Genomic DNA, 12,965 nt, shown 5'->3' on the forward strand with positions numbered 1-12,965 from the left:
ACGATGACGGCGACCATCAGCGCGGACGTCACCGAGCCCGCGAAGGAACCCGGCCCGTTCGCCGCCTTCCTGCTCCGTCCGTCGACCCGGGTCACGCTGCGGTGGCTGGTGATCGTGGTGCTGACGCTGATCGCGTTCTGGCCGTCACTGGTCAGCCTGTACGACACGACCCGTGGGTCCGGACTCAACGGCTACGTGTGGATGGTGCCGCTCGCCGGGATCCTCGCCGCGCAGGGCGTCGCCCGCAGACCGCGCACGGAACTCCCCATCCACGACCGTCAGACCGACGTCATCGTCGCCGTCATGGGACTGGTCTTCGCCCTGCTGCTCTGCGGTGTCCTGATGCGGCGCTACGGCATGTGGTTCCACCTGCTGCGCTTCGACCTGCTCGGCATGTGGGTGTTCGTGATCAGCGCGGCCATCCTGATGTTCGGGCTGCGGCCGGTGGGCCGGTTCCTCGGCGTCTGGACCCTGATGCTGATGGTCTTCACGCTCCCGTACCACGTGATGGTGATCGTGCTCGGTGGCAGCAGGCTCGCCGCCGGGGCGGCCACGCTCATCATCGCGGGGGCGGCCACGGCCATCGCCGTCGGCCGGACCACCCGGCGGGCGTGGGTCGGCGCGGCGGCGTCGTGGGCCACCGGTCTCGCGATCCTGCTGGTGATGCACTTCTTCTTCAACTCGGCGCCGATCTTCGTGTATCAGATCCTGCCGTCGCTGACCGCGATCGTCCTGGTCGCCACCACGATGTACCTGGTGGCCCGCCGCGGCAGATCGAAGCGCCCGCTGGACCGCAAGGTGGAACCGCTGGCCGCCAAGGCCGTGCTGTCGATGCTGCCGCTGCTCGTCGTGGTGACCGCGGTGCTGACGCTGGTCAAGCTGCCCGCCCAGGGCAGCCCGCCGGTCCCGCAGTTCGACGCACTGCAGATCACCGGGCCGCTGACCGCGCCCGCCGGGTGGGAACCCACCGCCACCGAGGACTACCCGTGGGTCAAGCGACTCCACGGCAAGGCCGCCATGCTCACCCGGCAGCGCATGGTCGCCGACGTCGGAAACCCCCGGTGGGACAAGCTGAGTCGCCCCCGCACGGTCGTGGTCGACAACGTCTACACCAACCGGCCGTTCTCGTTCTTCGTCTACCCGGCCAAGGTGCTCTACGACGTCACCGCGACCCGGCTCAGCCAGGTGCGGCGCGTCGAACTCGGCTACGGCGTCACCGGTGAACTGATGTCGGGTGTCGACGACAAGCTGCTGGTCACGTGGAACATGCTGCAGTGGACGTGGCGCAACGCCGATCGCGCACAACGCGTGCTCATCTTCACCGTCGACAACCACGAGGACGACGCGCCGTTCCCCCGGCCCTCGGGTGCGCTGCTGCCCACGCTCAACACCCTCGTCACCGTCCTGTTCCGCGGCAACTCCGCGGTCGACGACACCAACCCCGAGTTCAAGGACGCCGAACTGCTGACGGTGTTCGGGCGCGGCCTGGTCGCCGCGCAGCTGCAACCCCTCGGGCTCGCGCCGTGACCTACGCCGTCGACTCGCTCACCGAGGCCGAGCAGGACCGCGCGCTGCACCGGTCGATCAACGCGCTGCGCGACGACGACCCCCTGCGGTCGGCGGCCATCCCGATCATGGGGTGGCAGAAGGCCGCGATCGCGATAACCCTCGCCGTCGTCGTCGGATTCGGCATCTGGTCACCGATGGGCACCGTCGTCGCGCTCATCGGCATCTGCACCCTCGGCTACGTCTGCACGATGGCCGACCGGGTGTACGTGTTCCGTCGGGGCCTGGAATCGCGGCCCATCGTCGTCACCGACGAGCAGGCCCGCGCCATTCCCGACGTCGACCTGCCGCCGTACACGATCCTGGTGCCCGCCTACAACGAGCCCGAGGTCGTCGACGATCTGATCGGCGCGATGGCCGCACTCGAGTACCCCAGGGAGAAGCTGCAGGTCCTGCTGCTCCTCGAAGCCGACGACGACGTCACGATCCGGGCTGCGCGCCGCTGCAAGGAGGCGGCCGCGATCACGATCCTGCTGGTGCCGCCGGCCGAACCGCGCACCAAGCCAAAGGCGTGCAACTACGGCCTGCACTTCGCCACCGGCGAGATCATCACGATCTACGACGCCGAGGACCTGCCCGAGCCACTGCAGCTCCGACGGGTGGTTGCCGCGTTCGCCCAACTCCCCGAGGACGTCGCCTGCATCCAGGCGAAACTGGCGTACCACAACGGCGGCCAGAATCTGCTGACCGGCTGGTTCACCGCCGAGTACGGCCTGTGGTTCGGCTACCTGCTGCCCGGCCTCATGAGCACCGAGTCGCCGATCCCGCTGGGCGGCACCTCGAATCACCTCAAGCACCCGGTGCTGGACAAGATCGGGTCGTGGGATCCGCACAACGTCACCGAGGACGCCGACCTCGGCCTGCGGATCGCGGGTTCGGGCTACCGCACGGCCGTCCTCGAATCGGTGACGCTGGAGGAGGCCAACAGCGATCCGATCAACTGGATCCGGCAGCGGTCCCGCTGGTACAAGGGCTACCTGCAGACATGGCTGGTGCACATGCGGCGGCCGCGGGAACTGGTGCGGACCATCGGGTGGCGCAGCTTCATCCGGTTCAACCTGGTGCTGGCCGGCACGCCGATCATCGCGGTGCTCAACCTGGGGTTCTGGCTGATCACCGCGAGCTGGTTCCTCGGCCAGCCGGAGGTGATCGGCGCCGTCTTCCCTTGGTACATCTACTTTCCCGCGCTCGTCGCCCTCATCTTCGGCAACTTCGCGACGCTGTACATGAACCTGATCTCGATCCGCGAGGACGACCGGCCCGACCTGCTGGTGCCCGCGCTGACGGTGCCGCTGTTCTGGCTGATGATGAGCATCGCCGCCGCGAAGGGCACCTACCAGCTGATCCGTCAGCCGTCCTACTGGGAGAAGACGTTCCACGGTCTCTCCGAACGGCCCGACGACGAGGACGACGAACCGACGTGACACGCCTGTCGGACCGCCGGCTCAAGACGCTGGCCTACGTCGGGACGCTCGCGGTGTACCTGGCGGTCGGCTACTGGCTGCAGGTGCGGCACGGCTTCATCCTCGGCGACTCGCTGTCCCGGGTGTCCGCGGCGCAGAGCGTGCTGTTCAGCCGCGACCCGCACCTCGCCGCGATCGGGTTCATCTTCACCCCGCTCACCGCGATGCTGCAGATCCCGCAGATCACCCTCAGCCCGCTGTGGCCCGTACTGGCCGACCGGGCGTTCGCCGGATCGATCATGTCGGCGGTGTTCATGTCCGGCGCCGTGGTGCAGGTGATGTCGATGGGCACCGACCGCGGCCTGCCGCGCGGCTACGTGCTGACCATCACCGCGCTGTTCGCGCTCAACCCGATGATCGTCTTCTACGGGTCCAACGGCATGAGCGAGGCGCCGTTCCTGTTCTTCGTCACCTGGGCCGTGCGCCGGCTGATCTCGTGGATGATCGACGACGACGTGCACCACCTCATCGCCGCCGGCGGCGTCGCGATGGGACTGTCCTACCTGACCCGCTACGACGCGGTGGCGTGCATCTTCGCCGCGGGCATCGTCGTCGGCGTCACGACCTATCGGCGGGCCACGCCCGAGCCGCGGCGGAAGCGGGCCATCCTCAACCTGCTGCTCGTCAGCGGTCCCGGGCTCGCGGCGTTCCTCGGCTGGGCGGTCACCAGCTGGCTCATCACCGGAGAGCTGTTCGCGCAGTTCAGTTCTCAGTACGGCAACTCGGCCATCCTCGCGCAGACCGGTCAGCCCGTCGACGACTTCGGCGGCGGGCTGATGTTCGCCGCGACGTGCATCACGCTGCTGGCGCCGACGCTGATCCCGCTGGCCGTGTGGGCCGGCGTCGTCCGCCTGCGCAGGCCCTACTGGCCGACGCTGGTGGTGCCGCTCGCACTGTTCGGCGCGGTGCTCGCCTTCCAGACCTACAGCTACGCGTCCGGTTCGACGTTCGGATTCCTGCGCTTCTACATCGCGGCGATCCCGATGGGCGCGTGCCTGGCGATGCTGGCGGTGCCCGAGCGCGGGTTCGCCCGGCCCAAGCGGCGCGGTAAGTACTCGCCGCCGACTGTCGACCCCGTTCCGGCGCGACGGCCGTGGGTGGCCTACGGCTGCGTCGCGCTGGTGTTCGCGGTGACGGTCCCGGCGGCCGCCTACGCGATGACGCTGCCCAGGTACGCCCCGCAGGAGTACGCGCTCGCGGCGGTGCTGGCGCCGGAGGCCGGCGGGTTGTCCGATCGCAGTGCCGTGGAGCGGCGCATCGCGGCGAGCTTCTCCACCGAACGCGAGATCGCGGCCTACCTCGACGGTCTCGACCTGCCGGACAGCTCGGTGATCGTCGACACCGTGTACGGCTTCGCCGTGGTCGCGGCGTCCACCCGGCCCAAGACCTTCGTCGTCCCGTCCGACCCCGACTTCACCGAGTTGCTCAACGATCCGGTGGGGGAGGGCGTCGAGTACCTGCTCGCCGTGCCGCCCGAGGGCCGCGGCGTCTCCGACGCCCTCAACACCCGGTACCCCACGCTGTACGAGACGGGCGCCGACGTCGCCACCCTCGAACTCGAGATCCCCAACGACGGCGACAGCCAACCCACCTGGCGGCTGTTCCGGGTCAACGAGCCCGGCACGGACACCGCGCCCGGGTGAGGTTTCGCGAGACGCGGGTTGACCGGCGGCGGCCTCGCTATGGTGATCGTCTGAGCACCGGCAACTCGAAGGACCGATGACACCCTGGCGCGCCGCGACCGCAGCGATCGCCGTCGCCGCGACGGTCGCCGCCGCGGGCTGCGTGCGGGTGAGCGAGGGCACGCCGGTCGCGCAGTCCTCCGGCGGGCCGTTCTCGGTGTCGCCGTCTCCGGTGCCCGGCGTGCAGCCCCAACCCGGCGTCGTCACGACCCAGCAGGCGCCGGTGCCCGCAGGTGCGGTCACCTGTGCGCCGGACCCCAAGCCGCCGGTCGGCTTCGTCGCGGTGAGCGACGACGCCTCCGCCCCGCAGATCGTCGTCGCCGTCCCCGAGGGCTGGAGCTTCACCGGCGGCGCCGACGCCGTGGCGGGCACGCTGAGCGGGCCGAAGGGCATGACCGCCACCATCACGATCACGCCGACCGACCTCGAGCCGGACGCCGCCTTCCGCGAGTACGCCGACGCGGTCATGCAGCAGTCGTCGATCAGCAGCGTCAGCGTCCTGCCCGGCGAGCTGTGCGAGTACAGCGGCCAGAAGCTTATGGGCGCGTGGTCGAACACCCCGCAGAACGCCGTCGAGTTCTACGACCGGGTGGCGCACGTGTGGACCAACACGGGCGACTTCCTGGTCGCGGTCCACGTCGAGGCACCCGCCGGGGTGGAGGAACTCGACGCCGCCAGCGACGTGCTCACCGGCGACTTCGAGGTCCGAATCCCCTGAGCGTCGACCTGCTGACGGACCTGGTGGCGCTGCCCGGCGGCGAGTTCACCATGGGGTCGACCCACTTCTATCCCGACGAGGCGCCCGTCCACACCGCGACCGTGGGGCCGATCGCCGTCGAGCGCCACCCGGTGACCAACGCCCAGTTCGAGGCCTTCGTCGCCGACACCGGCTACGTCACCGTCGCCGAGCGGCCGCTCGATGCCGCGCTGTATCCCGGTGTGTCGCAACGGGATCTGCAACCGGGGGCTCTGGTGTTCCGGGCCACCGCGGGACCCGTCGACCTGCACGACTGGCGGCAGTGGTGGGACTGGGCGCCGGGCGCACACTGGCGTCGGCCGTTCGGCCCGGACGGGGTGGACGTGCGCGACCGCCCCGACCACCCCGTCGTGCAGGTGGCCTACCCCGACGCCGCGGCCTACGCGGCATGGGCCGACCGCAGGCTGCCCACCGAGGCGGAGTGGGAGTACGCGGCCGGCGCCGGAGCGGACACCACCTATCCCTGGGGTGACGACGCCGCGCCCGGCGGCACGCTGATGGCCAACACCTGGCAGGGCCGGTTCCCGTACCGCAACGACGGCGCCCTCGGATGGGTCGGTACGTCGCCGGTGGGGGCGTTCCCGCCGAACGCGTTCGGGCTGGTCGACGTGATCGGCAACGTGTGGGAGTGGACGACGACGCGGTACTCGGGTGGGCACCGGCGGTCAGGAGCCCAGCAGGGCTGTTGCCCGCCGACACGGGAGCCGGATCCGGCGGTCAGCCAGACGTTGAAGGGCGGCTCGCACCTGTGTGCGCCGGAGTACTGCCACCGCTACCGGCCGGCGGCCCGGTCCGCGCAGTCGCAGGACAGCGCCACCACGCACATCGGTTTCCGCTGCGTCGTAGGCTGAAGACCAGGTTCGAAGCCCCGCGAGCGTGCGTCATGTGTGCTCCAGGACCGGCGTGTCGCCCGTAGACACGCCCGCTCGCCGGAGGGGTGGAGCGGTGATTTGGTGCATTGCCGGTGCTCACCTAGTATGTAGGGGTTGCCTTGGGCAGACCTCGGCTGACCACTGGATGTAGCACCGAAGCTCGAACGCTCATCCGAAGCCAGCCCTGCGTGCTCTTGAGATGACGAAGATCGCGTACGTCGAGTTGTTTCGTGCTGCTCACCGTGCGTCAAGCATGTAAGTAATCGAGGAGATCGAGTGATTCAGCAGGAATCGCGGGTGAAGATCGCCGACAACACGGGCGCCAAGGAGATCTTGTGCATCCGGGTACTCGGTGGGTCGGGTCGGCGCTACGCCGGCATCGGCGACATCATCGTGGCGACCGTCAAGGACGCCATCCCCGGTGGCAACGTCAAGAAGGGCGACGTCGTCAAGGCAGTCATCGTCCGCACCGTCAAGGAACGCCGCCGTGCTGATGGCAGCTACATCAAGTTCGACGAGAACGCCGCCGTCATCATCAAGCCCGACAACGATCCGCGCGGTACCCGCATCTTCGGGCCGGTCGGTCGCGAGCTGCGCGAGAAGCGCTTCATGAAGATCGTCTCGCTGGCCCCGGAGGTGTTGTAGATGAAGGTGCACAAGGGTGACACCGTTCTGGTCGTCGCAGGCAAGGACAAGGGCGCGAAGGGCAAGGTCCTGGTGGCCTACCCCGACCGCGAGAAGGTCCTCGTCGAAGGCGTGAACCGGATCAAGAAGCACACCGCCGTCTCACAGAACGAGCGTGGTGCCTCCTCGGGCGGAATCGTCACGCAGGAAGCCCCCATCCACGTGAGCAACGTGATGGTGGTCGACTCCGACGGCAACCCCACCCGTATCGCCTACCGCCGCGACGACGAGACCGGCAAGAACGTTCGGGTGTCGAAGAAGAACGGCAAGGACATCTAGAGATGACTACCGCAGAAACCACCGAGAAGACGCTGCCGCGGCTCAAGCAGCGCTACCGCGACGAGATCAAGGACTCCCTCAACAAGGAGTTCGCCTACGCCAACGTGATGCAGATCCCGGGCGTGGTCAAGGTCGTCGTCAACATGGGTGTCGGCGACGCCGCCCGTGATGCCAAGCTCATCAACGGAGCGGTCAACGACCTCGCGCTCATCACCGGCCAGAAGCCGGAGATCCGCAAGGCCCGCAAGTCGATCGCACAGTTCAAGCTCCGCGAGGGCATGCCGATCGGCGCCCGCGTCACGCTGCGCAACGACCGCATGTGGGAGTTCCTCGACCGCCTGGTGTCGATCGCCCTTCCCCGTATCCGTGACTTCCGTGGCCTGTCGCCCAAGCAGTTCGACGGCAACGGCAACTACACCTTCGGCCTCAACGAGCAGTCGGTGTTCCACGAGATCGACGTGGACAGCATCGACCGTCCGCGCGGCATGGACATCACGGTCGTCACCTCGGCGACGAACGACGACGAAGGCCGCGCGCTGCTGCGTGCGCTCGGCTTCCCGTTCAAGGAGAACTGAGCATGGCAAAGAAGGCTCTGGTCAACAAGGCCAACAAGAAGCCCAAGTTCAAGGTGCGGGGCTACACCCGCTGCAACCGGTGCGGCCGTCCGCACGCCGTGTTCCGCAAGTTCGGCCTCTGCCGAATCTGCTTGCGGGAGATGGCGCATGCCGGCGAACTGCCGGGCGTGCAGAAGTCCAGCTGGTAACCCAGCACCAGCGATACCGCCGGCGCGACCAGCGCGGGCACAGGCCAAAAGACCATTTAGAACAGCATTGCGGCAGGCCCCACAGACACCCTGAGGGAACCGCCGCGAGGAAGGTGAGCCGGTTGTCATGACGATGACTGACCCGATTGCAGACTTCTTGACACGTCTGCGCAACGCCAACTCGGCGTTCCACGACGAGGTGACGTTGCCCCACAGCAAGATCAAGGCGAACATGGCCGAGATCTTGAAGTCCGAGGGCTACATCACCGACTTTCACACCGAGGACGCCCGCGTGGGCAAGGCCCTCGTGGTGCAGTTGAAGTACGGCCCGAGCCGGGAACGGAGCATCGCCGGCCTGCGCCGCGTCTCCAAGCCCGGTCTCCGGGTGTACGCGAAGTCCACCAACCTGCCTCGGGTGCTGGGTGGCCTGGGCGTGGCGATCATCTCCACGTCCTCGGGCCTGCTCACCGACCGTCAGGCAGCTCGACAAGGCGTGGGCGGCGAAGTCCTCGCCTACGTCTGGTAGGGGAAGAAGACATGTCGCGCATTGGAAAGCAGCCGGTCCTGATTCCGGCCGGAGTCGACGTCACGATCGACGGACAGCACGTCTCGGTCAAGGGTCCCAAGGGCACCCTGGACCTGGCCGTCGCGGAGCCGATCACGGTCGAGCGCAACGACGACGGCGCCATCGTGGTGGCACGCCCCGACGACGAGCGTCGCAACCGCTCGCTGCACGGGTTGTCCCGCACGCTGGTGGCCAACCTCATCACCGGAGTGACCGAGGGTTACACCACGAAGATGGAGATCTTCGGCGTCGGCTACCGCGTCGCACTCAAGGGCAACACCCTCGAGTTCGCGCTCGGATACAGCCATCCCGTTGTCATCGAGGCACCGGAGGGCATCACCTTCGCGGTGGAGACCCCCACCAAGTTCTCGATCACCGGCATCGACAAGCAGAAGGTCGGTCAGATCTCGGCGAACGTCCGTCGCCTGCGCCGCCCCGACCCGTACAAGGGCAAGGGCGTTCGCTACGAGGGTGAGCAGATCCGCCGCAAGGTCGGAAAGACAGGTAAGTAAACGATGGCCAACACGAAGACTGACACAGAGACCGCGAAGCGTAAGCCGGTCGGGCAGAACATCTCTCAGACCCGTCGGGTCGCGCGCATCCGCCGGCACGCCCGGCTGCGCAAGAAGGTGTCCGGCACCGATTCGACCCCGCGCCTGGTGGTCAACCGCTCGGCGCGCCACATCCACGTCCAGCTGGTCGACGACCTGCAGGGCGTGACCCTGGCCGCGGCGTCGTCCATCGAAGCCGACGTGCGTGCGGTCGACGGTGACAAGAAGGCCCACAGCGTCCGCGTCGGACAGCTGATCGCCGAGCGCGCCAAGGCCGCCGGCATCGAGTCCGTGGTCTTCGACCGCGGCGGGTACACCTACGGCGGACGCATCGCCGCGCTGGCTGACGCCGCGCGAGAAGGCGGGCTCAAGTTCTGATGAAGATCTCCAATGGAAGGACTGCATGATGGCCGAGCAGGCAACTGGTGCCGGCGCCGGTCCGGCTACGTCCGATAACCGGGGCGGCGCAAGCGGCGGCGGCCGTGACGGGCGCGGCGACAACCGGGGTCGTCGTGACGACCGCGGTGGGCGCGGCGGACGTGACGGCGGCGGCGACAAGAGCAACTACCTGGAGCGCGTCGTCGCGATCAACCGGGTGTCCAAGGTGGTCAAGGGTGGTCGACGCTTCAGCTTCACCGCCCTCGTGATCGTCGGTGACGGCAAGGGCATGGTCGGCGTCGGCTACGGCAAGGCCAAGGAAGTTCCGGCAGCCATCGCCAAGGGCGTCGAGGAGGCTCGCAAGGGCTTCTTCCGTGTTCCGCTGATCGGCGGGACCATCGTCCACCCGGTGCAGGGTGAAGCCGCCGCAGGCGTCGTCATGCTCCGTCCGGCCAGCCCCGGTACCGGCGTCATCGCCGGTGGCGCGGCCCGCGCGGTGCTGGAATGCGCCGGCGTGCACGACATCCTGGCCAAGTCACTCGGCAGCGACAACGCGATCAACGTGGTGCACGCCACCGTCGCGGCGCTGAAGATGATCCAGCGGCCCGAAGAGGTCGCAGCCCGTCGCGGACTGTCCATCGAGGACGTCGCCCCGGCGAGCATGCTGAAGGCCCGCCGCGAGGCGGACGCGCTCGCCGCGTCGGCCGCACGTGAAGGAAACGCATAGTCATGGCCGAACTGAAGATCACCCAGACGCGCGGCACCGTCGGTGCGCGCTGGAAGCAGCGCGAGAGCCTGCGCAGCCTCGGCCTGCGGAAGATCCGCCAGACCGTGGTCCGCGAGGACAACGCGCAGACCCGCGGCCTGCTGGCCGTGGTGAACCACCTCGTAGAAGTTGAGGAGGCGTAGCTCGTGAGCGATGTCATCAAGCTGCACGACCTGAAGCCCGCCGCCGGATCGAAGACCAAGAAGACGCGTGTCGGTCGCGGTGAGGGCTCGAAGGGCAAGACCTCGGGCCGCGGCACCAAGGGCACGAAGGCCCGCAAGAACGTCCCCGTGACGTTCGAGGGTGGCCAGATGCCGATCCACATGCGTCTGCCGAAGCTCAAGGGCTTCAAGAACCGCTTCCGTACCGAGTACGAGGTGGTCAACGTCGCCGACATCGAGCGGCTGTTCCCCAAGGGCGGGACCATCGGCATCGAGGACCTGGTGTCCTCGGGCGCCGTCCGCAAGAACAAGCTGGTCAAGGTGCTGGGCGACGGCAACCTGACCGCGAAGGTCGACGTCACCGCGCACAAGTTCAGCGGTAGCGCACGCGAGAAGATCACCGCCGCAGGCGGTTCGGCGACCGAGGCCTAGCCTCGACGCCACCACACGTGGAAGGGCCCCCGCTTCGGCGGGGGCCCTTTTCGTTTCTGGCGTAACCGCCGGGTCGGGGCCCGTCGGTAGGCTTTCGTCATGTTCAGCCTCCTGTCCGGCATCCCCGGAACCGACGACCTGCGCGCGCTCGGCCGCAAGGTCGACACCGCGCGCCATCACGGGGTGCCGGGTGGCTGCGTGCTCGAATTCGACCTGCAGTCGGTGCCCAACGAGACCGGCGGCTTCGACCCGCTGGCGCTGCTGTCCGGCGGCAAGCCGATCCTGCTGCGGGAGGCCGTCGCCGCCATCCACCGCGCCGCCGAGGACGACCGGGTCGCCGGTCTGATCGCCCGCGTCCAGGTGTCGGCCGCGTCACCCGGTCCGGTGCAGGAGTTGCGGGACGCCATCGAGGCGTTCAGCGCGCGCAAGCCGTCGCTGGCCTGGGCCGAGACCTACCCCGGCACCATGTCGTACTACCTCGCGTCGGCGTTCGGCGAGATCTGGATGCAGCCGTCCGGAACCGTCGGCCTCGTCGGCTTCGCGACCAGCGCGCTGTTCCTCCGCGACGCCCTCGAGAAGGCGGGCATCCAGGCGCAGTTCGTGGCGCGCGGCGAGTACAAATCCGCGGCCAACACCTTCACCCAGGCCGGCTACACCGACGCGCACCGCGAGGCCGACTCGCGTCTGATCGAGAGCCTGCGTGGCCAGGTGTTCGAGGCCATCGCTCGGTCGCGCCACATCGACGCCGCCGACGTGAACACGCTCGCCGACGCCGCGCCGCTGCTGCGCGACGCCGCCGTCGACGGCAAGCTCGTCGACCGGATCGGGTTCCGCGACGAGGCCTACGCGCGCATCGGCGAACTGGTCGGCGCCGAGGGCATCTCGCCGGAGTCGGGTGACGCCGACGACCCCGCTGCCCCGCCGCGGCTGTACCTGTCCCGGTACGCCCGCGCGCAGCGCCCGTCGGCGCCGTCCCTGCCCGGCATGGGAGGAAAGCCGAAGCCCACCGTCGCCGTGGTCACGCTGCACGGTCCGATCGTCAGCGGTCGCGGCGGCCCCGGGCTGTCGCCGTTCGGCACGTCGAGCGCCGGTGGCGACACCATCGCCGCGGCGCTGCGCGAGGCGGCCGCCAACGACTCCGTGTCCGCGGTGGTCCTGCGCGTCGACAGCCCCGGCGGTTCGGTGACCGGCTCGGAGACCATCTGGCGCGAGGTCGAGCGCCTGCGCAAGGCCGGCAAGCCGGTGGTCGCCTCGATGGGTGCGGTCGCCGCGTCGGGCGGCTACTACGTGTCGATGGCCGCCGACGCGATCGTCGCGAACGCCGGCACCATCACCGGCTCCATCGGCGTCGTCACCGGCAAGCTCGTCGCCCGCGACCTCAAGGACCGCCTCGGCGTCGGCTCGGACTCGGTGCGCACGAACGCCAACGCCGACGCGTGGTCGGCCGACGCGCCGTTCACCGAGGAGCAGCAGGCGCAGGTCGAGGCCGAGGCCGACCTGTTCTACACCGACTTCGTCGAGCGGGTCGCCCAGGGACGCGGCATGTCGGTCGCCGACGTCGACGCGGTGGCGCGCGGGCGGGTGTGGACCGGCGCCGACGCCAAGGAGCGCGGACTGGTCGACGAACTCGGCGGACTGCGCACCGCGGTCGAGCGGGCCAAGGTGCTCGCCGGCTTCGAGAAGGACACCGAGGTGAAGGTGCTCACCCTGCCCGGATCGTCGCTGCTCGACGTGCTGCGGCCCAAGGCGTCGTCCCAGCCCGCGGCGGCCTCGCTGCCCGATGCGATGGGCGCCCTGCTGGGCCGTTCGATCGCCGGTGCGTGGGCCCAGACGGAGCGGTCCCTGTCCGGGGCGACCGCCCTGTGGCTGGGGGAGCACCGCTTCTGACGATCGACGCAACCGTCAAAAGGTAGGGGTTTCCCCGATTCATCGGACCCTTTGCATCGAATAACGTCATCGGTACGAGTCGTGGGGCCACGCCGGGGGGACGAACTCCACGATTCGACCGAGTGCCGAGCGATCGGCACCGTCGGATCTCGGCTCGCC

The 12,965-nt window shown here is 68.9% G+C and carries 16 protein-coding genes; all 16 read left to right on the forward strand.

The window, feature by feature from the left end:
- Positions 1 to 3: 3 nt before the first annotated feature.
- The 16 genes from AC1MEY_RS00565 (at position 4) to sppA (ending at position 12,806) form a co-directional block, all read left to right on the forward strand.
- Positions 4 to 1,527, forward strand: a complete 1,524-nt coding sequence (locus AC1MEY_RS00565) for a hypothetical protein (RefSeq protein WP_480228825.1) — start codon at positions 4 to 6, stop codon at positions 1,525 to 1,527.
- Positions 1,524 to 2,990, forward strand: a complete 1,467-nt coding sequence (locus tag AC1MEY_RS00570; protein ID WP_480228826.1) for a glycosyltransferase — start codon at positions 1,524 to 1,526, stop codon at positions 2,988 to 2,990. Before AC1MEY_RS00565 ends, AC1MEY_RS00570 begins: the two co-directional genes overlap by 4 nt.
- On the forward strand, positions 2,987 to 4,672 hold the full coding sequence (locus AC1MEY_RS00575) for an ArnT family glycosyltransferase (RefSeq protein ID WP_480228827.1): 1,686 nt from the start codon (positions 2,987 to 2,989) through the stop codon (positions 4,670 to 4,672). Before AC1MEY_RS00570 ends, AC1MEY_RS00575 begins: the two co-directional genes overlap by 4 nt.
- 76 nt (positions 4,673 to 4,748) lie before the next feature.
- A complete protein-coding gene (locus AC1MEY_RS00580; protein WP_480228828.1) occupies positions 4,749 to 5,429 on the forward strand; it encodes a hypothetical protein in 681 nt (226 codons plus the stop codon).
- 8 nt (positions 5,430 to 5,437) lie between these two features.
- The gene (locus AC1MEY_RS00585) at positions 5,438 to 6,319 is read left to right on the forward strand and encodes a formylglycine-generating enzyme family protein (RefSeq protein WP_480231726.1); all 882 of its coding nucleotides are present in this window, start codon (positions 5,438 to 5,440) and stop codon (positions 6,317 to 6,319) included.
- Positions 6,320 to 6,616: 297 nt separating this feature from the next.
- Positions 6,617 to 6,985: a 50S ribosomal protein L14 gene (rplN, locus tag AC1MEY_RS00590; protein WP_480228829.1), complete on the forward strand. Its 369-nt coding sequence runs from the start codon at positions 6,617 to 6,619 to the stop codon at positions 6,983 to 6,985.
- Positions 6,986 to 7,303 (forward strand): 50S ribosomal protein L24, encoded by a 318-nt coding sequence (rplX, locus tag AC1MEY_RS00595; RefSeq protein ID WP_480228830.1) that lies wholly within the window; start codon positions 6,986 to 6,988, stop codon positions 7,301 to 7,303.
- 2 nt (positions 7,304 to 7,305) lie between these two features.
- A complete protein-coding gene (rplE, locus tag AC1MEY_RS00600) occupies positions 7,306 to 7,878 on the forward strand; it encodes a 50S ribosomal protein L5 (protein ID WP_480228831.1) in 573 nt (190 codons plus the stop codon).
- A 2-nt stretch (positions 7,879 to 7,880) separates the two neighbouring features.
- On the forward strand, positions 7,881 to 8,066 hold the full coding sequence (locus AC1MEY_RS00605; RefSeq protein ID WP_011778599.1) for a type Z 30S ribosomal protein S14: 186 nt from the start codon (positions 7,881 to 7,883) through the stop codon (positions 8,064 to 8,066).
- A gap of 127 nt (positions 8,067 to 8,193) precedes the next feature.
- Complete coding sequence (rpsH, locus tag AC1MEY_RS00610) at positions 8,194 to 8,592, forward strand: 30S ribosomal protein S8 (RefSeq protein ID WP_163797144.1); 399 nt, start codon at positions 8,194 to 8,196, stop codon at positions 8,590 to 8,592.
- A gap of 11 nt (positions 8,593 to 8,603) precedes the next feature.
- On the forward strand, positions 8,604 to 9,143 hold the full coding sequence (rplF, locus tag AC1MEY_RS00615; RefSeq protein ID WP_480228832.1) for a 50S ribosomal protein L6: 540 nt from the start codon (positions 8,604 to 8,606) through the stop codon (positions 9,141 to 9,143).
- Positions 9,144 to 9,146: 3 nt separating this feature from the next.
- Positions 9,147 to 9,560, forward strand: coding sequence for a 50S ribosomal protein L18 (gene rplR / locus AC1MEY_RS00620; protein ID WP_480228833.1), 414 nt, complete (start codon positions 9,147 to 9,149; stop codon positions 9,558 to 9,560).
- A 28-nt stretch (positions 9,561 to 9,588) separates the two neighbouring features.
- Positions 9,589 to 10,287, forward strand: a complete 699-nt coding sequence (rpsE, locus tag AC1MEY_RS00625) for a 30S ribosomal protein S5 (RefSeq protein ID WP_480228834.1) — start codon at positions 9,589 to 9,591, stop codon at positions 10,285 to 10,287.
- Positions 10,288 to 10,289: 2 nt separating this feature from the next.
- Positions 10,290 to 10,469 carry a 50S ribosomal protein L30 gene (gene rpmD / locus AC1MEY_RS00630; protein ID WP_163797152.1) on the forward strand — a complete coding sequence of 60 codons (180 nt, stop codon included), beginning with the start codon at positions 10,290 to 10,292 and terminating at the stop codon, positions 10,467 to 10,469.
- A gap of 15 nt (positions 10,470 to 10,484) precedes the next feature.
- Positions 10,485 to 10,919: a 50S ribosomal protein L15 gene (gene rplO, locus AC1MEY_RS00635; RefSeq protein WP_480231727.1), complete on the forward strand. Its 435-nt coding sequence runs from the start codon at positions 10,485 to 10,487 to the stop codon at positions 10,917 to 10,919.
- A gap of 99 nt (positions 10,920 to 11,018) precedes the next feature.
- On the forward strand, positions 11,019 to 12,806 hold the full coding sequence (sppA, locus tag AC1MEY_RS00640; protein WP_480228835.1) for a signal peptide peptidase SppA: 1,788 nt from the start codon (positions 11,019 to 11,021) through the stop codon (positions 12,804 to 12,806).
- Positions 12,807 to 12,965: the final 159 nt, after the last annotated feature.

The sequence above is a fragment of the Mycobacterium sp. PTI7 genome (genome assembly GCF_056679845.1).